Genomic DNA, 19,747 nt, shown 5'->3' with positions numbered 1-19,747 from the left:
CGTCAGTGGTACTCGGGCTGGCTCTGCACGTTGAGCCGGTCCATCCGGACCCACTTGGCGCTCTCGGTGCGCCAGTCGTCGAGCCGCAGCACGTCCAGGCCCTTGGCTATGTCGTTCGAGTAGATGTGGCCGTTGTAGTAGTACGCCGACCAGGAACCGCCGATGCCGAGCTGGTCGGTGCTCAGCGGGCCGCGCTCGAAGTAGCCGATCTCCTTGGGGCTGGTGGAGTCGGTGAAGTCCCAGACGGACACACCGCCCTGGTACCAGGCCTGGACCATGATGTCGCGGCCTCCGCCGACCGGGATCAGCGAGCCGTTGTGGGCCACGCAGTTCTCGGTGTCGGCCTGGGCGCGCGGGATCTTGAAGTAGCCCTTGAAGACCAGTTTGCGCTGGTCTCCGCGGCCGGTGATGTCGTAGATGCCGTCGGCGCCCCGGTTGGGCCCGGTGGCCGCGTTGCAGGTGGCGCCGCCCCCGCCGCCCAGCTCGTCGGTGAACACCACCTTGTCCGCGCGCTCGTTGAAGGTCGCGGAGTGCCAGAACGAGAAGTTGACGTTGTCCTGCACCCTGTCGATGACGCGGGGCCGCTCGGGCTCGCTGATGTCGAAGAGGATGCCGTCGCCCATGCAGGCTCCGGCGGCCAGGTCCTGGGACGGCAGCACGGTGATGTCGTGGCAGCCGGTGGTCTTGGAGACTCCGGGGTTGGTGGGCGCGCCGGGGTTTCCGCCGTCCGGGAAGAGCACCGGGAAGGCGACGACGGCGGCCTGGGTCGGCGCCTTCTTCGGGACCTTGACGACCGAGATGCCGTCGTGCGGCGGCCGGCAGTCCGGGAAGGCCTCGCTGGGCGAGTAGGAGGCGACGTAGAGGTAGATGTCGCGGCCCCCCGGCACCAGGGTGTGGGTGTGGGAACCGCAGGCGGTCTCGACGGACTTGATGTACTTGGGGTTCTTCTTGTCCTTGATGTCGAAGATCTTGATGCCCTCCCACGACGACTTCTCCGTGGCGGGCTGCGAGACGCTGTTGCACGAGTCGTCGCTGCGCGAGGAGTCGGTGGAGAGGAAGAGCAGGTCGCCGGAGACGGAGACGTCGTTCTGGCCGCCGGGGCACAGGACCCGGGTGACCACCTTCGGGGACTTGGGATCGGCGATGTCGTAGATCGTGAAGCCGTCGTAGTTGCCGGCGTAGGCGTAGTTCCCCTGGAACGCCAGGTCTGAGTTGATGGTGTTGGGGTTGGCGCTCGGGATGTTGGCCAAGGGCTTGACGTTGCGGCTGTGCACGATCTCGTCCTTGCCGGGGATCTCTCCGGGTGCGAGTTCGCGGTCCTGCGCGGGGCCGGCGCTCTGCCGGGAACCCGCTCCCGGTGTGAGGTCGCCGGGGTCGGGGGTGGCGGCCGCCGGTCCGGCGGTGGCCAGGAGCGTGGTGAGGAGTCCGGCGGCGGCCAGGGCCACCCCCAGACTCCGGTGGCGCACTCTGACGGTGTGCAGCGTGGTCACTGTGCCTCCCGTGGGGGCCCGAACGTTTCGCTCCTCCTGGGAACGGAACCTGGACCCCGGCAGTATCTTCCTTTCCATGGACATGGCAAACGCATTACTCGGCCGATTCCTGGGGGCGGCTCTGGCCGCCGCACTCCTCCTCACACTCACCGGCTGCCAGGACGACGACGGCGGCGGCGGACGGGCCGGCGAAGACGCCGCGGTGGTCGTGGCCCCCGGCAAACCGGGCGAGAAGTCCCGCACCCTCTCCCCCGAACAGGCCGCGAGGGAACGCCCCGACGACACCCCCAACGCCGCCGACCAGACCTACGTGCGCCACATGACCGAACACCACCGCCAGGCCCTGACGATGAGCGCCCTCGCCCCCGACCGGGCCTCCTCGGACGCCGTCAAACGCCTCGCCGAGCGCATCACGGCCGCACAGCGGCCCGAGATCGGGGCCATGGAGAAATGGCTCTCCCGTTACCCGTCACCCGGCTCCGGCGCCGCGGCCCACGACCACGGCGCGATGCCCGGCATGGCCACGGAGCAGCAGATCGAGGAGCTGACCGGGGCCAGGGGCACCGACTTCGACCGGCTCTTCCTGAAGCTGATGACCGCCCACCACGAGGGCGCCGTGAAGATGGCCGGCGAGGCGCTGGCCGGGGGCAACAACGGGGCCGTCGAGGAGATGGCGAACGAGGTGGTGGCCACCCAGACCGCCGAGATCCACCGGATGCGCGCGATGGGCTGACGGGCCGGGGCCCCGGTGTCATGCTGGGAGCACCTGCGGGAGGAGCTCCGCCGTGCTTCGTGTCGCCGTCGTCGGTTCGGGTCCCAGTGGGGTCTACGCCGCTCAGGCACTGGTCCAGCAGCGGGAGGTACCGGGCGTCCGCGTCGACGTGCTGGACCGGCTGCCGGCGCCGTACGGCCTCGTACGGTACGGGGTGGCCCCCGACCACGAGAAGATCAAGTCGCTGACCGGAAGCCTGCGGTCGGTGCTGGAGGACGAGCGGATCCGCTTCCTCGGGAACGTGGAGGTCGGCGGTGGACTCCTCTCCACCGCCCGGCTGTTGGAGCTGTACCACGCGGTGGTGTACTGCGTGGGCGCGGCGCGCGACCGGACGCTGGGCATCCCCGGCGAGGAACTGGCCGGGGTGCACTCCGCGACGGAGTTCGTGTCCTGGTACAGCGGACACCCCGACGCCCGGCCCTTCGACCTGGCCGGGGTCCGCTCGGCGGTGGTGGTCGGGGCCGGGAACGTCGCGGTGGACGTGACCCGGATCCTGGCCCGGGGCGTGCCCGAGCTGCGGCCGACCGACATGCCGCAGCCGGCCCTGGGCGTGCTGGCCGACAGCGGGCTGCGGACGGTGACGATGGTGGCCCGGCGCGGCCCGTCGCAGGGCAGGTTCACCACCAAGGAACTCCGCGAACTGGGCACGCTGGCGGAGGTGGACACCCGGGTGGACCCGGCCGAGCTGGCCCTCGACCCGGCCTGCGCCGAACCGGCCGAACCGGCCGCGGCGGCCGCCCTGCCCGCCGTGGCCCGGCGGAACGTGGAGGTGCTGCGCGGATGGGCCCGGGCGGCGCCGGACCCCGGCGCACGGCGGTCGATCTCGCTGCGCTTCTACCTGCGCCCGGTCGAGCTGCTCGGCGGCCCCGGGGACCGGGTGCGCGCGGTCCGCTTCGAGCGGACCGCCCCGGACGGCCGGGGCGGGGTGCGGGGCACGGGCGCGTACGAGGACCTCGACGCCGAACTGGTGCTGCGCTCGGTGGGCTACCTGGGCGTGCCGCCGGCCGGGCTGCCCTTCGACGCCGCCACCGGGACGGTGCCGCACGCGGCGGGCCGGGTGCTGCGCGCGGGCCGGGCCTCGGTCGGCGAGTACGTGGCGGGCTGGATCAAGCGGGGGCCGACCGGGGTCATCGGCACCAACCGGCCGTGCGCCAAGGAGACGGTGTCCTCGCTGCTCCAGGACGCGGGCCCGCTGGCCCGGCGCGAGCTGCCGGCCGATCCGCTCACCGCCCTGCGCGCGGCCGGCCTGCACCCCGTGGAATGGCCGGGCTGGCTGGCCATCGAGGCGGCCGAGGAGGACCTGGGCCGCTCGCTGGGCCGCCGCTCGGTCAAGATCCCCGACTGGCCGGGCCTGCGCGCCGCGGCGGGCATCGCCTGAGCCCTCCTACACGGATCTCCCCGACCCGATGCCCCTACGCCGAGGACGCGCCCGGGGCGGAGGCCCGGTGGCCGAGCCGGGCCTCTTCGGCGGCGGCGGCCAGCAGGACGCCGTCCAGGAGACCGGGGAAGAGCGCGTGGAGTTCCGTGCGGCGCAGACCGTTCATCTTGGCCGTGCCGCGGTAGGTCTGGCGCACGACCCCGCTCTCGCGCAGGACGCGGAAGTGGTGGGTGGTCGTGGACTTGGTGACCGGCAGGTCGAAGTGCGAGCAGGAGAGTTCGGCTCCGGTGGCCGCGAGATCGCGCACGATGGACAGCCTCACCGGGTCGGACAGGGCGTGCAGGACGCCTTCGAGGCGGATCTCGTCCGGCTCGGGGTGGGCCAGGGTGCGGGCGGTGTCCCGTTCCGTCATGTCCGGCTCCTCTCGTTCGGATCGGCCTCCGCCGGGCGGCGGCGGACCCCATCGTACGAGAACCGTCGTAGGACGGGTGGGGGTGCGGCGCGGGCGTGGGGAACTCCCGCGCCGCACCCGGTTCACCAGGAGCGGTGGTACTGGGCGGGCATGCGCAGTTCCCCGCCGAGTTCGGCGGCCGCGCGGCGGGCCCAGTAGGGGTCGCGCAGCAGCTCGCGGCCGAGGAGGACGGCGTCCGCCTCTCCGTTGGCCAGGATCTTCTCGGCCTGTTCCGGCTCGGTGATCAGGCCGACGGCGGCCACGGGGAGCGCCGTCTCGTTCTTGACGCGGGCCGCGAAGGGCACCTGGTAGTCGGGGCCGACGGGGATCTTCGCGTGCGGGGCGAGGCCGCCCGTGGAGACGTCGAGCAGGTCCACCCCGTGCTCCAGGAGCAGGGCGGACAGCCGGACGGTGTCGTCGGCGGTCCAGCCGTCCCCGTCCAGCCAGTCGGTGGCGGAGATGCGGAAGAGCAGCGGCAGCTCCCCGGGCCACACCTCCCGTACGGCGTCGACGACTTCGAGGGCGAAGCGGGTGCGGTTCTCGAAGGAGCCGCCGTAGGAGTCGGTGCGCCGGTTGCTGTGCGGGGAGAGGAACTGTCCGATCAGGTAGCCGTGGGCGCCGTGGATCTCCAGCACCTGGTACCCGGCGGCCAGCGCGCGCCCGGCGGCGGCGGCGAACTGCTCGGTGATCTCGCGGATCTCCTCCACGGTGAGGGCCCGCGGCTCCGGGTCGCCGTCGCCGAACGGCACGGCGCTCGGCGCGACCGGCGTCCAGCCGTGCGCTTCGGGCCCGACGGGGCGGCCGCCCTTCCAGGGCCGCTCGGTGGACGCCTTGCGGCCGGCATGACCGATCTGGATACCGGGAACGGCGCCCTGGGACTTCACGAAGTCGGTGATCCGGCGCAGGGCCGCGACCTGGGTGTCGTTCCAGATGCCCAGGTCGTAGGGGCTGATCCGGCCCTCGGGAGAGACGGCCGTGGCCTCCTGGACGATCAGTCCGGTGCCGCCGGTGGCGCGGGCCGCGTAGTGCGTGAAGTGCCAGTCGTGGGCCACACCGGCGTCGGGACCGGAGGGCTCGGCGCTGTACTGGCACATCGGCGCCATCCAGACGCGGTTCGGCACGGTCACCGACCGCAGGGTGTAGGGCTGGAAAAGGGCGGCGAAGGCGGCGGGTGCAGCACTCATGGGGGCTCTCCAGATGTCACCGGACGCGCGCCGGGGGCCGGCGCTAAGTACGAGAAACACCGTACTACGAAATCCCTCGTAGTACGAGACTTCACGTACAAGCAGTGCGCCGGGGCGCCGCGCGCCGTCCGGCCGGTGCCGGCGGACGGGTGCAGACTGGCGGGAAAGCCACAGCGGTGGACGAGGGCGTCCGGAGGTGCCGGCCATGACCGACGTGCTGTTGCTCGCGGGAACGCGCAAGGGGCTGTTCATCGGCCGCCGCCGGGACGCCGGCCCCTGGGAGCTCGAAGGGCCCCTCTTCAACGCCCAGGCCGTGTCCGCCGTGGCCATCGACGGACGGGGGCCCGCGCCCCGGCTCCTGGCCGGCGGGGACAGCTCGCACTGGGGGCCGTCCGTCTTCACCTCCGACGACCTGGGAGCCACCTGGCAGGAGCCGGCCGCACCCGCCGTGAGGTTCCCCAAGGACACGGGCGCCTCCCTGGAGCGGATCTGGCAGCTGCACCCCGCGGGCCCCGAGGCCCCGGACGTGGTCTACGCCGGGACCGAGCCGGCCGCCCTGTTCCGCTCCACCGACCGCGGCGCCTCGTTCGAGCTGGTGCGGCCACTGTGGGAGCACCCGACCCGCTCCGCCTGGGTTCCGGGCGGCGGGGGCGAGGGCCTGCACACGGTGATCACCGACCCGGCCGATCCGGCGGCGGTGACGGTGGCCGTCTCCACCGCCGGGGTCTTCCGCACCCGCGACGGCGGGGCCCGCTGGCAGCCGTCCAACCACGGGGTCTCGGCGGTGTTCCTGCCCGACCAGCACCCCGAGTTCGGCCAGTGCGTCCACAAGATCGCCCGGGACGCCGGGACCTCCGGCCGGCTCTACCTCCAGAACCACTGGGGCGTGTACCGCAGCGACGACGCCGGCGCCGAGTGGACCGACATCGGCGCCGGACTGCCCTCCGACTTCGGCTTCGCCGTGGCCGCCCACCCCCACCGCCCCGACACCGCCTACGTCTTCCCGCTCAACGCCGACTCCGACCGGGTCCCGGCACAGCACCGGTGCCGGGTCTTCCGCACCGAGGACGCGGGAACCCACTGGGAGCCGCTCTCGAAAGGGCTGCCGTCCGGGGACCACTACGGCACGGTGCTGCGCGACGCCCTGTGCACCGACGACGCCGACCCGGCCGGCATCTACTTCGGCAACCGCAACGGCGAGCTGTACGCCAGCCACGACGACGGAGACAGCTGGCGGCAGCTGGCCGCCCACCTCCCCGACGTCCTGTGCGTCCGGGCCGCCGTACTGCACTGAACGGGACCGGCTGTCGGTGTGGGCCAGTAGAGTGATCACCCATGGCAGCAAGACCGTTGAACGAGATCGTCGAGCCGGGCTGGGCCCGGGCCCTGGAGCCGGTGGCGGGTCAGATCGCCGCGATGGGCGACTTCCTGCGCGGGGAGATCGCGGCCGGGAGGACGTACGTCCCCTCCGGCGCGAACGTCCTGCGCGCCTTCCAGCAGCCCTTCGACGAGGTGAAGGTGCTCATCGTCGGGCAGGACCCGTACCCCACCCCGGGGCACGCGATGGGCCTGTCCTTCTCCGTGGCGCCCGAGGTGAGCCCGTGGCCGCCCAGCCTGGACAACATCTTCCGCGAGCTGCACGCGGACCTCGGCACCGGCCGGCCGCTGAACGGCGACCTGACCCCGTGGACCCGGCAGGGCGTCCTGCTGCTGAACCGCGCGCTCACCACCGCCCCCCGCAAGACCGGCGGTCACCGCGGCAAGGGCTGGGAGGCGGTCACCGAGCAGGCGATCCGCGCTCTGGCGGCGCGCGGCAAGCCGCTGGTGTCCGTGCTGTGGGGGCGTGACGCCCGCAATCTCCGGCCGCTGCTGGGCGAGCTGCCCGCCGTGGAGTCGGTCCACCCCTCCCCGATGTCCGCGGCCAACGGCTTCTTCGGCTCCCGGCCCTTCAGCAAGACCAATGAGCTGCTGGTCCGCCAGGGTGCGGAGCCCGTCGACTGGCACCTTCCGGCGGTCAGTTGAACCTTATATGACATTGAGCTACGACATTCCACGGATAAATACGGACAGAAGCCGCCCGAAGAGGCCCTGCCCGAACACCTCGTTCCGATAAACCAGTAGCATGCGGCGCCATGAGCTCCCCCACTGGGCCCGCCAACGGCCTGCCCGTACGAATGCCGCGACCCCGCCAGACCGGGCGGCACCGCCGGCCCGAGCCCGCGGTGGCGCCCGAGGGCGCGCCCGCGCTGGTGCTCGCCGTGCCCGGTGCCCCCTCCGCCGCCTCGCGCGGTCTCGCGGAAGAGATCATCAGCATCGGCCGCTCCGAGCTGCCCGGCCTGGACGCCCGGATCGGGTACCTCGAAGGCGACGACGCCGAGGGGGCCGAGTTCCCCTCGCTCTCCGGCGTGCTGACCGCCGTCGCGAACGAGCGGACCGCGCGCGCCGAGTTCGCCCGCGCCGCCGGGCACGAAGTGCCCGCGCCGACCGGCCCCGACGCCGTGGTCGTGCCCCTGCTGGCCGGCCCCGACGGCGACCTGCTGCGCCGGGTCCGCCAGGCGCTGATGGACTCCTCCGCCGCCGCCGAGCTGGCCGACGTACTCGGTCCGCACCCGTTGCTCGCCGAGGGCCTGCACGTACGGCTCTCCGAGGCCGGCCTGGCCCGCGCCGACCGGGCCCGCCTGTTCACCGTGGCCACCGCGGCCGACGGCATCATCCTGGCCACCACCGGCGGCGAGGAGGCCGTCCAGGCCGCCGGGATCACCGGCATGCTGCTGGCCGCCCGCCTCGCGGTGCCCGTGATCGCCGCCGCCCTGGACCAGGAGGGCTCGGTGGCCGCCGTCGCCGCCGAGCTCCGCGGCTCCGGATCCGGCCAGCTGGCCCTGGCGCCCTACCTGATCGGCCCCGAGGCCGCCGAGGGGCTGCTGGACACCGCCGGCAAGGAGGCCGACTGCGCCGCCGCCGAGGTGCTCGGCGCCTACCCGGCGCTCGGCAAGCTCGCCGTCGCCCAGTACAGCGCCGCCCTCGGGATCACGCTGGGCGCCGCCGCGCACTGAGGTCCCGTACGACGCGGCGAGGGCCCGCCCCGGATCCGGGGCGGGCCCTCGCCGCGTCCGTGGACCGTCGCCGGGGCCCACGGCTCCGGCTCCGCGGGTCAGCCGAAGACCACGCAGGAGGCGGCCGGTACGGCGACGGAACCGGCGCGGCGCGGATGCCCGGTCAACGGGTCGATCTCGAACCAGGTGACGTCGCCGGAGCGCTCGTTGGCCGCGTAGAGCCGGCGCCCCGAAGGATCGGCCGCGAGATCGCGCGGCCAGTGGCCGCCACAGGCGACCGTGCCGGTGAGCTGCGGCTTTTCCGGGTCTCCGGCGAGCGAGAAGGTCACGAGGGTGTCGGCGCCGCGGACGGCGGCCCATACGAAGCGCCCGTCGGACGAGGCCACGATCGCGGAGGGGCAGGCCCGTGCGGCCCCCGAGGCGCCCGCTGAGGCGACCGGAACCTCGCCGACCGGTTCCAGGTGCCCGGAGAGCGCGTTCCAGCGGCAGACGGTCAGCTGCGGCTCCAGCTCGTGCAGTACGTAGACCACCTCCCCCGACGGGTGGAAGGCGAGGTGGCGCGGCCCGGTGCCGGCGCGCAGCACGGTCTCCCCGTGCACGCGCAGCGCGCCGGTGGCCGGGTCGAGCGCGCAGATCCGTACCGAGTCGGTGCCCAGGTCCACGCTGAGCACCCACCGGCCGGTGGGGTCGGGGAGCACCTGGTGGGCGTGGGGCGCCTCCTGCCGGTCGGCGTCGGGGCCGGTGCCCCGGTGGGTGAGGACGGAGGCGGGCCCGCGCAGGGCGCCGTCCGGGGTGAGGGCCAGGCTGCTGACGCTGCCCGAGCCGTAGTTGGCGGTGAGCAGCCGGCGCCCGGCCGGGGCGAGGTGGGTGGGTCCCGAGCCGCCGACGCGGACGGGCGCGCCCAGGGGTGCCAGCCCCCCGGCCACGGGGCGGAAGGCGGCCGCCGCGCCCTGTTCGCTCTCGCCGACCGCGTAGAGCACGCCGGTGCCGCGGTCGAGCGCGAGGTAGGAGGGGTCCGGCAGGGAGCCCTCGGCCGCCAGCGGGGTCAGCGCCCCGGTGGCCGGATCCACGGCCGCGGTGGTGATGCCGCGGCCGCCCCCCGAGGTGAACGAGCCGATGTAGGCCCGGTGTCCGCCGCTGTGGTCCGTACTGTCCGCGTCGTCCACGGGTGCCCCTTCTCCGCCGTTCCCGATCCGTACGCGCCGACCGTAACAGAAGGGTCTAGACCAAGTCCTCGCCTCTGGCGCGTTCCTGGGCACCGGCGTGGTGCACGTACGCGGTGGCGCTCGGCCGGTCCTCGTAGGTCCGGTGGAAGACCGGGGTCGCCGCACCGGAGATCGGCGGGACGATCCAGGACCAGTCCGCGCCCACCTCGCGCCCCTTGCGCTCCTCCCTCTCCAGGTGGGAGAGGAACCTCCGGGACTCGGTGTGGTGGTCGGCGATGGTGACCCCGGCCTCGTCGAAGGAGTGCAGCACGGCCCGGTTGAGTTCGACCAGAGCGCGGTCCTTCCACAGCGAGCGGTCGCTGGTGGTGGCCAGGCCGAGCCTGCGGGCCACGGCCGGCAGGAGGTTGTAGCGGTCGGTGTCGGCCAGGTTGCGGGCACCGATCTCGGTGCCCATGTACCAGCCGTTGAAGGGGGCGGCCGGATAGTGCACCCCGCCGATCTCCAGGCACATGTTGGAGATGGCGGGAACGGCGTGCCAGCGCAGGTCCCAGTCGCCCCAGTCGTCCTGCCCGTCCGGATGCCGGATCGGCACCTCCAGCACGGCGTCGGCGGGGGTGTCGAACCAGCGGGGCTTGTCGTCGACGCCCTGGACCACCAGCGGGAGGAGATCGAAGGGGGTGCCGGCCCCGCCCGCCCAGCCGTGCCGCAGGAGGGCCTCGGTGAGCGGGGCGTTGCGGGCGTCCCCGACGGTTATGGAGTGGTGGTCGCCGTAGCCGGCGTAGCGCACCAGCTGCTCGTTCCAGATCAGCGGGCCGGGGCGGTCCGGGGCGTCCGGGGCGAAGACCGTGATCGTGGGGCGGACCCGGCCGCCGTTGGTGGCCTCGCGCAGGTGCTCGAAGCACTCGTCGGCTATGTCCTCGGCCTCGGTGAGCGCGCGGCGGTCGCGCACGCGCAGCGAGTTCCAGTAGAGCCGGCCTATGCAGCGGTTGCTGTTGCGCCAGGCCACGCGGGCACCGTGGACCAGTTCCTGAGGGGTGTGCCGGTAGGTGCCGGTGTCCGCGAGCTCCCCCCGCACCTCGGCGAGGCGGGCCCGCGGATCGCCCGCCTCCGGATTCTCCCGGTGGAAGAGCCGGATGAACTCCTCGGCTTCTTCCCACACCTGCGCGGCGCTCGCGTACTGCTGGAGAATTTCCATTCCGACCGGTTACCCCCTGTCCGACCAGATCCACCCTGTACGTGCCGGATGAATGTGCAATGAACAATCACCCGTTGTACATGTCGCAGGTCAATGCCGTGAGCGGGGCGAGCGCGGAACACTCGTCCGAGTGGTCTTCGCCCGTTGTCGTGCGGTGAGGGCTCCAGCGGTCGTATTATCCGCCGCAGCCCGGGAGCCGGGCGGGCCGTGGGCCGGGGCGGCCGGCGGCCGGCCGTCAGTCGCAGGGACGGCTCATGAACAGGGCGCGCTCCCCCGCCGCGGGCGTGCCGTCGTAGAGGGCCGTGTCCAGGCCGCAGAGGGTGAAGCCCATGCGCCGGTAGGCGTGCACGGCGGGCGTGTTGACGCTGCTGACCTCCAGCCAGAGGTGCGCGGCACCCCGTTCGCGGGCGAAGCCGGCGGCGAGGTCCATGAGGGCCCGGCCGATCCCCCGGCCCCGGTGGCCGGGGGCGACCTCGATGTCCTCGACCGTGAGCCGCCGGTTCCAGGAGGCGTAGCCGACGGCCGCGAAACCGCACAGGACCCCGCCGTCCAGGGCGACGAAGGTCCGGGCGTCCTCCTCCGCGTCCCCGCCGCCGCCGTCCGGGAGGTCGACGCCGCCCTCTTCGGGCGGGAACACCTTGTGCAGCGGCGGATCGACGGGAACCTCCCGCACGGCGAAGCCGTCCTCGGAACGGGTCACCTCGAACACGGTGTCCGTGTGGAAGGACCCGTCGAGGGCCTCCATCGCCTTCCGGTCCCCGGGCCTGGCGGTGCGGTACTGGAGCGTCATGCCCCGACGGTAGCCAGCGGGGCGCGGGGGTCGGTGCGCAGGGGCGCGGCGAGGGCCGTCAGGGCCTCCTCCAGGCCGTGCAGGTGCGCCAGCGCGGGCTCCGCTGCGGCCGGACGGGGCGCGGTCCGCGGGGCGGCGGGCCCGGCGGTGCCCTGCGGGGCGGTGAGCGCCTCGACGGCCGCCTCCACGCGCCAGCAGGCGGCGGCGAGCCGCGCGTCGTGCGAGGCCTGCGGGTCGGCGGCGACGGCCACGAGCCCGCGCACCTCGCGGGCGCAGTCGTCGAGCAGCGCCAGCACCTGCCGGGCGCGGGCCTTGCGGGCGCGCAGCGGGCTCAGCGGGTGGACCAGCGGCGCGAGGGCCATCCGCACCCGGCCCAGCAGCAGCTCCAGCTCGGCGGCGTGGGGGGCCGGATCGGCGTCCGGATCGCCCGCGAGCCGGTCGAGGGAGGCGGCGGTGGACGCCCGTACGCAGTGCAGCGCGCGCTGGATCCAGGCGTCGTTGGCGGCGTGCGTGGTGACCGGGAGGACCAGGATCACGGCGAGCGACGCGCCCAGGGCGCCGACGGCCGTCTCCTGGAAGCGGAGCAGCAGCAGGCCGGGGTGCAGCACGCCGAGGAGCCCGTAGAGGAGGCCCGCCATGACGGTGACGAAGAACATCATCCAGGAGTACGAGGGCGCGGCCGTGTAGAAGATGCCGAAGACGCACACCGCGACGAGGGCGGCGGTGGGCGCGGGCGCTCCGTGCAGCGGTACGGCGATCAGCAGTCCGGCCGCGATGCCGATGACGGTGCCCAGCACCCGGCGGAAACCGCGGACCAGGGTCTCGCCGCGCGAGGCGGTGTTGACGAAGATCCACCAGGCGGTGCCGACGGCCCAGTACCAGCGGTCCTCGGACAGCGCCTGGCCGACGGCGAGCGCGAAGCCGCAGGCGGCGGTGGCCTGGAAGGCCTGCCGGGTGGTGGGCCGGGCCAGACCGGTGCCGGGCAGGCCCGGCGGGGCGGCCGGGGGCGGGGTGCGGCGCTCGATGGGCCACAGGACGAAGCGCGCGGCCCCCGCGGACAGGAGCGCCAGCCCGACGGCCGCGAACAGTTCCGGGAGCTGGGCGGGCACGGCGTGCAGGAACTGGGTGACGAAGAACATCATGAAGGCGAAGACGCCGAGGGCGTGGCCGCGCGGTCCCCAGCGGCGGGCGTACACCCCGGCGAAGACCACGGCGAGGAAGCCCGCGTCCCGGGCCTGCGGCATCCCGTGCAGGGTGGTGGCCAGCGCCAGGACCGGGAAACCGGCGGCGGGCAGCAGGGCGGTGGTCACCCGCTGGGCGCGCACGTCCGCGTCGAGGACGGTGAACAGCGCGAGCAGGGCGGCGAGTCCGCCGGTGATGGAGGCGGTCAGGGAGAGGCCCGCCAGTTCGGCCGCGACGACGGCGAGTCCCACGCCGACGACCGCGCGCAGTGAGTTCCTGAGTCTGGTGCGCCCCGGGTCCGGAGCCACGAACATTCTCTTCACGGCGGTGTGCCGCCCCCCTTGCGATGGAGCACGCCGGGCCGCCCGCCGCCCGGGGGTGGTGGGCGGTGTGGGGGCACGGCGAAGGCGCCACGGTCCGGACCGGCCTCGTTGCCGTCCGGCGCTGCGTGGCGCCGTAAGTACATGGATACGCCACAGATAACCATCCGGAGGCCCACTGGCTCAAGCGGGCCCCGTGCCACTGGGCCATTGGTACAGCCGCAGCGGCCGGAAATCGACCGGGATCCGGCCGGCGGACCAGGACGGCCCGAGGGCGGGTACGTTCGGCCGTACGGGGTGCGGCTCTGGCCACCGAGGCTGCGACGGGGGCCGCACTCCGGCGGGCCGCGCGGGGGCGTCAGGCGGTATTGGGGGCCACCGCCGTGAAGAGGGCTCCGTCGGGGTCGCGCAGGGTGACGGAGCGGCTGGTGCTCGTGGTGTGGACCGGGGAGGCGACGGTCCCGCCGAGGGCCGTCGCGCGCTCGACGGCGGCTTCGAGGTCGGGGACGTGGAAGTGGGTGTGCCAGCGGGGGCGTACGTGCGGGTCGGGGTCCTCCTCGACGGCGCCGCCGGTGATCCGGGCGACGGTGTCCCGGCCGTGCCGCAGGACCACGCGGTCGTGCTCGTAGGAGACGGTGCAGCAGCCGGGACTGTCGTCGGCCCAGTCGAGGACCTGGCCGTAGAAGATCGCGGCGGCGAAGGCGTCGCGGGTGCGCAGTTCGAGCCAGGCGGGGGCGGAGCCCCGTCCGACGCTCCAGTCGGGGATGACCCCGCCCTGCCAGAAGCCGAAGACGGCGCCGTCGGGGTCGGCCGCCAGCGCGGCGCGGCCTGTACCGAAGGGGAGCGGGCCGACGGCCACGGTCGCGCCGCGTTCGCGCACGCGCGCGGCGGTCACGTCGGCGTCGTCGACGGCGAAGTAGGGGGTCCAGCCCACGGGGAGACCGGGCGAGGGGGCCGGCGCGCCGATGCCCGCGACGGGCGTCCCGTTCCGGAAGGCGACCGAGAGGCCGTCCCCGGTGTCGCGGAACTCCCACCCCATCACGGCGGCGTAGAACTCCTGGGCCGCCGGAAGGTCCCGGGTCATCAGGCTGACCCAGCAGGGCACGCCCGCGAGCTCATGGCTGGATGTCGACACCGGTCCCACGTCTCCTCTGCCGCGCGGCGTACGGAACCGGCCCACCGTAGCCCTGCCGGACCGTACGGACGGTGAGGCTCGGCAGCACCCGCCCGATCGGACGCAGCGCGCCGTACGACGGCCGGGGCGGCGGGGAACGCCGCCCGGGGGGAGCCGGGGCGACGTGTGGGTGCCGACCGGTTTCAAGGCGGGCATACCTTTCATACGTGCGGACATGTGCGCGCTCGGCCTTGGGTTGAAGGGATCATCCGGTGGCGTTTCCTCACATTCCTCAGATCGGCGGACGCGAAGCCTCCGCCCCGTGCGCAACCGCGTGGGCGGTGGGCGTGGTGATGGTGGTGACTCCCTGTCCGGCACGGGAGGCGCACCGCGTACTGGCCGCCGCGGCCGCGGCGGCGCACATCGGCGTCGAGGGGCTGGCGGCGGCGATGGCCGCCGCGGCGTGGGGGGTGAAGGCTCCCAAGGGAGTGGAGCGGGCCCTGCGGCGGGCCGTCGAGGCGGCCAGGACGGCGGGGGCCGAGGGGGCGGGGACCGTTCCGGCCCGGCCGCTGGTGCCCAGCCGGGAGCGGACGCAGGAGGCCCTCGGCCGCTTCCGGGGATGCCGGGCGTGGCTGTGGGCCGACCCGGCGGACGCGGGTGCCCGCCGGGCGATGGACGACGCCACGTACACGCTGTGCGTGCTGATGGGCCGCCCCACGGCGCACGAGGCCCTCCGCGCCGCGGAACTCCGCCTCGCGGACGGCGCCCACCACGCTCCGCGGGGAATGGACGGGACCGGCCTCGCCGTCTGACCCCCGGACCGGGGGGCCGGACGGCGGAGCGGGGCCTCCGGACCGGGACGCCCCGGACCGGCGTCAAACCTCCCGCGTGACGGATTCCCCCGGTCGGCCGAAGTCCGGTGGCCGCTCGGCCGATCGGGGGCTCTCATGGGACAGCGGGCGGTTTTCCGCCCACCCACGCAAGCGCGGAAAGGCGTCCTCATGTACGAAATGCGCGCTGAATCCCCGGACGGCCGAGGTGAGCTCCTGTGGCACGTCCTCGCCAAGGAACCCTCCTCCGGCACCCTCTGCGGCCGACACGCCCCGCCACCGCCCGCCGTCCCCGCCATATCCGTCGAGACGACCGGCGAACGCTACTGCGCTCCCTGCATGACGGCCTTCCGCTCCGCGGTGCAGGCCCATGGCGACAAGGCCCTGAGCCCCGAAGCCGCGTAGCCGGCCTGCCCGGCGCGTCCGCCGCAGCCGTCGAGCCCCCACGGGCCCGGACACCGGAGGTCCCCGGTGTCCGGGCCCCCTGCGTGCGCCGTCCCCGGCGAGACGCCCCGACGGGGGCTCCCGACGGCACCTTCCCGCCGCCTTCCGGCCCGTCCCGGTTGCCCCTCCCGGGTTTGCCGGGCGGCAACGCGGGCAGCCGAACCATCACACGCACGTGGGGCACGCACCCTGCGCGGGGGCCCCGGATCGGAGGCCGGAGATGTCCACGAGCACGTTGACAGTGGTGATCGTCGTCGCGGCGGTCCTGGTGATCGCGGTGACCGCGACGATGTGGGTGCTGGCCCGACGGCGGCACCTGCGCGACCGGTTCGGGCCGGAGTACGAACGCACCGTCGAGGAGAAGGGTGGCGCGCTGGCCGCCGAACGCGACCTGCACGCCCGCGAGCAACGCCACGACCGGCTCGACATCAGGGAGTTGCCCGCCGAGCGGCGCCGTGAGTACACCGACTCGTGGGGCAGTGTCCAGGAGCACTTCGTGGACCGCCCCGAGGGTTCGGTCGCCGAGGCCGACGCGCTGGTCTCCCGGCTGATGCGCGAGCGCGGCTACCCCACGGAGGGGTACGACGGACAGCTGCGCGACCTGTCGGTGGAGCACGGACGCACCCTCGACCACTACCGCGCCGCGCACGACGTCAAGGTGCGCAGCGGGACGGACGGGGCGACGACGGAGGAGCTGCGCGGGGCGATGGTGCACTACCGCGCCCTGTTCGACGACCTCCTGACGGACCAGAGGAGTCGATGACATGCACACGAACGAAGGCAAGCAGATCCGGGCTCCCGAACCGGGAGCGCTGACGACCGAGGACCTGGCCCGTCCGGAGACGGGCGCGGAAACGGAGGAGCGGAAGGCAGCCGTCTACCCGGGCGAGGCCACGTCGGTGGGACCGGACGGGGCGGACGGGAAGGACAGGGCGGACGGGCCGGCGGGCACCGGCGGGACGGACGGGGCCGAGGCGGGTGACGCGGTGGAAGGGACCGCCGCCGAGGAGGCCCACGAGCCCGGCACCGCCGACGAGCCGCTGCTCTCCCCCGCGGACGCGGACGCCTACCGCACGTCGTGGAGCGAGATCCAGGGCCGCTTCGTCGACGACCCGAAGGAGGCCGTCGAATCGGCGGACAACCTGGTGGCGGAGGTCATGCGGACCCTGGCGAGCAGCTTCTCCACGCACAAGCGGGAGCTGGAGGGGCAGTGGGACCGCGGCGAGCGGGTGCCGACCGAGGACCTGCGCCTGGCGCTGCAGCGCTACCGCTCCTTCTTCAACCGCCTGCTCAAGACCTGACCCCCGGCAGCCCGTTCAGGCGTCGTCGGGGACGTGGAGGTGCAGTACGCACATGTCGTCGCGGTGGGGCGGCCGCAGGGCGGCGAGGGTCCGGGCCAGGGTTTCGCCCCGGCCCTCGCGCACGAGGCGCAGGGCGGTGTCGGCGAGCCGGGCGAGGCCGGTTTCGATGTCCTCCCCCGGATCCTCCACGAGGCCGTCGGTGTACAGCAGCAGGTGGTCCCCGGGCAGCAGATCGGTCACGGACTGCCCGTACTCGGACCCGAAGGCGGCGCCGAGGAGGACGCCCCTGGGCTGCGGGAGGAAGCCCGCCTCGTCGCCGCGGATCAGCAGGGGCGGCAGATGCCCGGCCCGCACCCAGGTCAGGCGCCCGTCCGAGGGCCGGTAGCGGCCCATCACCATGGTGGCGGTGGCGCCCCCGGACGGGTCGGCGGCGGTGTGGAGCAGCAGCCGGTTGAGCCTGGCCAGGACGTCGGGCAGCGCCGACCCCGTGACGGTCATTCCCTTGGCGGTGAACCGCAGCTGGGCCATGGTGCCGACGGCGGGCAGCCCGTGGCCGGCCACGTCCCCGACGACGAACAGGGCGCTGCGGTCGGGGAGTTCGATGGCGCTGTACCAGTCCCCGCCGACGTTGATGCCGCTGTCGGCGGGCGCGTAGGCGACATCGACGCAGAGACCGGCGAGTTCCAGGGACTGTTCGGGGATCGGCAGCAGGGTGTTCTGGAGGCTGGCGGCGAGCGCGCGCTCCGCCTCGAACCTGCCGCGTTGGACGAGGACGTCGCGTTCGCTCTCGACCAGGGCGCGTTCGGCGTCCTGCCGGGCCGTGACGTCCTGGAGGAGTCCGTGGACCTCGACCGGGTGACCGTGGGCGTCCGCCTGTGCCTCGGCGACCATCCGGACGTGGCGCACGCCGTGGGCGGTGGTGATGCGGAAGACCTCGTCCACGGGCTCCCCCCGGCCCAGCAGCCGGGCGAGGGCCGCGCTCACCGCGGGCCGGTCCGCGGTCGGCAGGTGCCGGGACAGGTCCTCCAGCCGTACGGGGCCCAGGGCGGGGTCGCGGTCGAAGATCGCGTAGACCTGGTCGGACCAGACGGCGGTGCCCGTCACCGGGTTCCAGCCGGCCCAGCCGAGGTTGCCCAGCCGCTGCATGTCCGCCAGGCGCCGGACTTCCCGCTCGTCGACGTCGTGGCGGACCCAGGACACGACCAGCCGCTCGCCCAGCGCGGTCGCCCGGACCGAGTACACGGACCGCTTCTGCACCCCGGCGAGCACCTCCTCGTAGGTGAACGGTTCTCCCTCGTAGGGACTCCCCGTCGTCAGCACGTCCAGGTAGCCGTCCCACACGGCGGTGCCCGCCACGGTGGGATACGTCTCCAGGACGCGCAGGCCCACGAGTTCCCGGCCCCGGCGTCCGGCCACGTCGACCGAGCCGGGGGCGGCCGCGTCGATCCGGTAGTCCTCCACTTCGCCGGAGGCCCCGCGCAGGGGGGTGAGCAGGACGGCGGGCCCGGACAGGGCGTCCAGGATCCGCTGGACGGCGTCCGTGTCGGCAGGGGCCCCGGCGGGCTCCGCCGTGCCGTCGGCCGCGGCGGGGCCGGAGTGCCCGAACGCGCGGAGCGGGCCGCCGCAGAGCCGTACGGCACGCCGCAGCAGGTCCCTGGTGGACGGGTCGAAGGGCCCCGGTCCGGTCAGCAGGAAGCCGATGACGGCTCCGGGCGCACCGTCTCGGGACACGGGCAGCCAGGCGCGCGCGGGCCAGCGGTCCGGTGGGCCTATCAGCAGGTGGCTCCGGGCGTCGCGGACAGGATCCTGCAGCCACACCGGCTCGCCCGTGGTGAGGGCCTGGAGGGCCGCGAGCCCTCCGATCGGCGGGAGGTGGCGCCATTGACCGGCCACCGCGTCGCCCACGCCGGCGTGGCCCACCAGCTCCAGGGCGCCGCCGGGGTCCGTCACGTAGATCATCACCCCGTCCAGGTCCGGGACCTCCGCCGGGGCCAGCTCCCCGCGGAGCAGCTCGGCGACGTCGTCGCCGGTGCGCGCGCCCACCAGCCCTTCGGCCAGCCGGGCCAGGAGCGTGGCGGCGGCTGCCGGGCCGGGGGCTGCGCGGTCACGGCGGGACGACGTGGCCGGCGTCGGCACGGGCACCGGCGCGGGCCGATCCGGCGGGGACGGCGGGGACGGCGGCGGGGAGTCCGCGCCCGCCCGTGCCAGGGTGATCCAGCACTCTTCCAGGACGCTCCGGCCGCGCAGCGCGGCATGCTCGACGAGCCGCTCGTGGGCGGCCTCGGCGGAGATCCCCAGCCTGCCCATGAGCACGCCTTCGGCCCGCTCCACGACCACCGCGGTCGCGATGGCGCCCTTCAGGTCCACGACCTCCGAGCGCAGCCTGGCGACGGTCCTGGCCAGTGCGAGGACCTCGGGTGCCGTGCCGCTGCCGACGGACGCAGCATCGCTGTCCATGCGACGAGCATGGCACGTGTGGCGCCCCGGTGGAGAGGCCCGCCGGTCAGGCGGGGTGACCGGGACGGGGTCAGGCGGGGTGACCGAACCGTGGTCAGGCGGGGTGACCGGGACGCAGGTCACGGACGTCCCGGTAGCGCAGCACCGGGGGCGGCGCACCCTGCCCAGGCGGGCACTCCTCGACGGGCGACAGGACGAAGCCCACGTGGTCCCCGCCCCCGACGCACCGCTCGACACGGCCGGTGAACCAGGGGCGCACCTCGGTCAGCACCGGGCTTCCCTCCCGTCCCGGCCGCCAGCCGGTCCGGACGAACTTGTCCTCCCGGTCCCCCGTCCGCCCGCCGAAGAGCTCCGCCGGTGCCCGTTGGTCCCGCGACAGCAGGTGCACGGTCAGGTACGCCGCCCCGCGCGCGACCCGGTACGTGTGGTTCGCCGTGGACAGCCAGACGACGAAGCGCGGCGGGGCGATGGAGCACTGGGAGGCGAAGCCGACCAGGCAGCCCGCCCTCGCGCCGTCGGCCGCGGCCGTGACCACGTACATCGGGCCGTCCAGCGCGTCGGTGAAGGCATCCAGCCCCGTCACGGCGCCACCCCTCGGTCGGCGGTTTCGCCCCTGGTCC

At 74.3% G+C, this 19,747-nt stretch carries 19 protein-coding genes; 9 read left to right on the top strand and 10 right to left on the bottom strand.

Going from position 1 to position 19,747, the window contains the following annotated elements; translation table 11 throughout:
- Nucleotides 1–2: 2 nt before the first annotated feature.
- Nucleotides 3–1,490: an LVIVD repeat-containing protein gene (locus ACZ5D2_RS14105; RefSeq protein WP_371680006.1), complete on the bottom strand. Its 1,488-nt coding sequence runs from the start codon at nucleotides 1,488–1,490 to the stop codon at nucleotides 3–5.
- Between the two features lie 76 nt (nucleotides 1,491–1,566).
- Here ACZ5D2_RS14105 and ACZ5D2_RS14100 point away from each other — a divergent pair, with 76 nt between their 5' ends.
- Both ACZ5D2_RS14100 and ACZ5D2_RS14095 read left to right on the top strand, forming a co-directional pair.
- Nucleotides 1,567–2,223, top strand: a complete 657-nt coding sequence (locus ACZ5D2_RS14100; protein ID WP_371680005.1) for a DUF305 domain-containing protein — start codon at nucleotides 1,567–1,569, stop codon at nucleotides 2,221–2,223.
- 52 nt (nucleotides 2,224–2,275) lie between these two features.
- Nucleotides 2,276–3,640 (top strand): FAD-dependent oxidoreductase, encoded by a 1,365-nt coding sequence (locus ACZ5D2_RS14095; RefSeq protein ID WP_371680003.1) that lies wholly within the window; start codon nucleotides 2,276–2,278, stop codon nucleotides 3,638–3,640.
- 34 nt (nucleotides 3,641–3,674) lie between these two features.
- On the opposite strand, the gene ACZ5D2_RS14090 is transcribed toward ACZ5D2_RS14095, so the two are convergent.
- Together ACZ5D2_RS14090 and ACZ5D2_RS14085 are read right to left on the bottom strand one after the other, a co-directional pair.
- On the bottom strand, nucleotides 3,675–4,052 hold the full coding sequence (locus ACZ5D2_RS14090; RefSeq protein ID WP_371680002.1) for an ArsR/SmtB family transcription factor: 378 nt from the start codon (nucleotides 4,050–4,052) through the stop codon (nucleotides 3,675–3,677).
- Nucleotides 4,053–4,174: 122 nt separating this feature from the next.
- Nucleotides 4,175–5,275 carry an NADH:flavin oxidoreductase/NADH oxidase gene (locus tag ACZ5D2_RS14085; RefSeq protein ID WP_371680001.1) on the bottom strand — a complete coding sequence of 367 codons (1,101 nt, stop codon included), beginning with the start codon at nucleotides 5,273–5,275 and terminating at the stop codon, nucleotides 4,175–4,177.
- Nucleotides 5,276–5,480: 205 nt separating this feature from the next.
- On the opposite strand from ACZ5D2_RS14085, the gene ACZ5D2_RS14080 reads away from it, so the two are divergent.
- The 3 genes from ACZ5D2_RS14080 (at nucleotide 5,481) to ACZ5D2_RS14070 (ending at nucleotide 8,328) form a co-directional block, all read left to right on the top strand.
- The gene (locus tag ACZ5D2_RS14080) at nucleotides 5,481–6,569 is read left to right on the top strand and encodes a WD40/YVTN/BNR-like repeat-containing protein (protein ID WP_371680000.1); all 1,089 of its coding nucleotides are present in this window, start codon (nucleotides 5,481–5,483) and stop codon (nucleotides 6,567–6,569) included.
- Nucleotides 6,570–6,610: 41 nt separating this feature from the next.
- Nucleotides 6,611–7,297: a uracil-DNA glycosylase gene (locus tag ACZ5D2_RS14075; RefSeq protein WP_371679999.1), complete on the top strand. Its 687-nt coding sequence runs from the start codon at nucleotides 6,611–6,613 to the stop codon at nucleotides 7,295–7,297.
- Nucleotides 7,298–7,407: 110 nt separating this feature from the next.
- On the top strand, nucleotides 7,408–8,328 hold the full coding sequence (locus tag ACZ5D2_RS14070; protein WP_371679998.1) for a sirohydrochlorin chelatase: 921 nt from the start codon (nucleotides 7,408–7,410) through the stop codon (nucleotides 8,326–8,328).
- A gap of 98 nt (nucleotides 8,329–8,426) precedes the next feature.
- Here the strand turns inward: ACZ5D2_RS14070 and ACZ5D2_RS14065 are convergent, their stop codons facing one another.
- The 5 genes from ACZ5D2_RS14065 to ACZ5D2_RS14045 all read right to left on the bottom strand — a co-directional run bounded on the left by ACZ5D2_RS14065 (nucleotide 8,427) and on the right by ACZ5D2_RS14045 (nucleotide 14,065).
- Entirely contained in the window at nucleotides 8,427–9,494 is a 1,068-nt protein-coding gene (locus ACZ5D2_RS14065) for a lactonase family protein (RefSeq protein WP_371679997.1), read from the bottom strand.
- 55 nt (nucleotides 9,495–9,549) lie between these two features.
- Nucleotides 9,550–10,689, bottom strand: coding sequence for a nitric oxide synthase oxygenase (locus tag ACZ5D2_RS14060; protein WP_371679995.1), 1,140 nt, complete (start codon nucleotides 10,687–10,689; stop codon nucleotides 9,550–9,552).
- A gap of 235 nt (nucleotides 10,690–10,924) precedes the next feature.
- Entirely contained in the window at nucleotides 10,925–11,479 is a 555-nt protein-coding gene (locus ACZ5D2_RS14055; protein ID WP_371679994.1) for a GNAT family N-acetyltransferase, read from the bottom strand.
- Nucleotides 11,476–12,975: an FUSC family protein gene (locus tag ACZ5D2_RS14050; RefSeq protein WP_371681365.1), complete on the bottom strand. Its 1,500-nt coding sequence runs from the start codon at nucleotides 12,973–12,975 to the stop codon at nucleotides 11,476–11,478. The genes ACZ5D2_RS14055 and ACZ5D2_RS14050 overlap by 4 nt, the downstream gene beginning before the upstream one ends.
- A gap of 364 nt (nucleotides 12,976–13,339) precedes the next feature.
- Nucleotides 13,340–14,065, bottom strand: coding sequence for a VOC family protein (locus tag ACZ5D2_RS14045; RefSeq protein ID WP_371681364.1), 726 nt, complete (start codon nucleotides 14,063–14,065; stop codon nucleotides 13,340–13,342).
- Nucleotides 14,066–14,448: 383 nt separating this feature from the next.
- Here ACZ5D2_RS14045 and ACZ5D2_RS14040 point away from each other — a divergent pair, with 383 nt between their 5' ends.
- The 4 genes from ACZ5D2_RS14040 (at nucleotide 14,449) to ACZ5D2_RS14025 (ending at nucleotide 16,670) form a co-directional block, all read left to right on the top strand.
- Nucleotides 14,449–14,907, top strand: a complete 459-nt coding sequence (locus tag ACZ5D2_RS14040) for a DUF5133 domain-containing protein (protein WP_468929155.1) — start codon at nucleotides 14,449–14,451, stop codon at nucleotides 14,905–14,907.
- 198 nt (nucleotides 14,908–15,105) lie between these two features.
- Entirely contained in the window at nucleotides 15,106–15,330 is a 225-nt protein-coding gene (locus ACZ5D2_RS14035; RefSeq protein ID WP_371679992.1) for a hypothetical protein, read from the top strand.
- A 259-nt stretch (nucleotides 15,331–15,589) separates the two neighbouring features.
- Nucleotides 15,590–16,132, top strand: a complete 543-nt coding sequence (locus tag ACZ5D2_RS14030) for a hypothetical protein (protein ID WP_371679991.1) — start codon at nucleotides 15,590–15,592, stop codon at nucleotides 16,130–16,132.
- Between the two features lies 1 nt (nucleotide 16,133).
- Nucleotides 16,134–16,670, top strand: coding sequence for a hypothetical protein (locus tag ACZ5D2_RS14025; protein WP_371679990.1), 537 nt, complete (start codon nucleotides 16,134–16,136; stop codon nucleotides 16,668–16,670).
- Between the two features lie 15 nt (nucleotides 16,671–16,685).
- Here the strand turns inward: ACZ5D2_RS14025 and ACZ5D2_RS14020 are convergent, their stop codons facing one another.
- Both ACZ5D2_RS14020 and ACZ5D2_RS14015 read right to left on the bottom strand, forming a co-directional pair.
- Entirely contained in the window at nucleotides 16,686–19,127 is a 2,442-nt protein-coding gene (locus ACZ5D2_RS14020; protein WP_371679989.1) for a SpoIIE family protein phosphatase, read from the bottom strand.
- Between the two features lie 94 nt (nucleotides 19,128–19,221).
- A complete protein-coding gene (locus ACZ5D2_RS14015; protein WP_371679988.1) occupies nucleotides 19,222–19,710 on the bottom strand; it encodes a flavin reductase family protein in 489 nt (162 codons plus the stop codon).
- Nucleotides 19,711–19,747: the final 37 nt, after the last annotated feature.

This window comes from Streptomyces sp. NPDC031479 (assembly GCF_055581065.1).
This window is presented reverse-complemented; position numbering and strand designations above follow the sequence as displayed.

Coding starts and splice junctions, on each gene's coding strand:
- ACZ5D2_RS14100 (WP_371680005.1), top strand. CDS start 1,567: ATGGACATGGCAAACGCATTACTCGGCCGATTCCTGGGGGCGGCTCTG.
- ACZ5D2_RS14090 (WP_371680002.1), bottom strand. CDS start 4,052: ATGACGGAACGGGACACCGCCCGCACCCTGGCCCACCCCGAGCCGGAC.
- ACZ5D2_RS14085 (WP_371680001.1), bottom strand. CDS start 5,275: ATGAGTGCTGCACCCGCCGCCTTCGCCGCCCTTTTCCAGCCCTACACC.
- ACZ5D2_RS14080 (WP_371680000.1), top strand. CDS start 5,481: ATGACCGACGTGCTGTTGCTCGCGGGAACGCGCAAGGGGCTGTTCATC.
- ACZ5D2_RS14075 (WP_371679999.1), top strand. CDS start 6,611: ATGGCAGCAAGACCGTTGAACGAGATCGTCGAGCCGGGCTGGGCCCGG.
- ACZ5D2_RS14070 (WP_371679998.1), top strand. CDS start 7,408: ATGAGCTCCCCCACTGGGCCCGCCAACGGCCTGCCCGTACGAATGCCG.
- ACZ5D2_RS14060 (WP_371679995.1), bottom strand. CDS start 10,689: ATGGAAATTCTCCAGCAGTACGCGAGCGCCGCGCAGGTGTGGGAAGAA.
- ACZ5D2_RS14055 (WP_371679994.1), bottom strand. CDS start 11,479: ATGACGCTCCAGTACCGCACCGCCAGGCCCGGGGACCGGAAGGCGATG.
- ACZ5D2_RS14050 (WP_371681365.1), bottom strand. CDS start 12,975: ATGTTCGTGGCTCCGGACCCGGGGCGCACCAGACTCAGGAACTCACTG.
- ACZ5D2_RS14045 (WP_371681364.1), bottom strand. CDS start 14,065: ATGACCCGGGACCTTCCGGCGGCCCAGGAGTTCTACGCCGCCGTGATG.
- ACZ5D2_RS14040 (WP_468929155.1), top strand. CDS start 14,449: ATGGTGGTGACTCCCTGTCCGGCACGGGAGGCGCACCGCGTACTGGCC.
- ACZ5D2_RS14035 (WP_371679992.1), top strand. CDS start 15,106: ATGCGCGCTGAATCCCCGGACGGCCGAGGTGAGCTCCTGTGGCACGTC.
- ACZ5D2_RS14030 (WP_371679991.1), top strand. CDS start 15,590: ATGTCCACGAGCACGTTGACAGTGGTGATCGTCGTCGCGGCGGTCCTG.
- ACZ5D2_RS14025 (WP_371679990.1), top strand. CDS start 16,134: ATGCACACGAACGAAGGCAAGCAGATCCGGGCTCCCGAACCGGGAGCG.
- ACZ5D2_RS14020 (WP_371679989.1), bottom strand. CDS start 19,127: ATGGACAGCGATGCTGCGTCCGTCGGCAGCGGCACGGCACCCGAGGTC.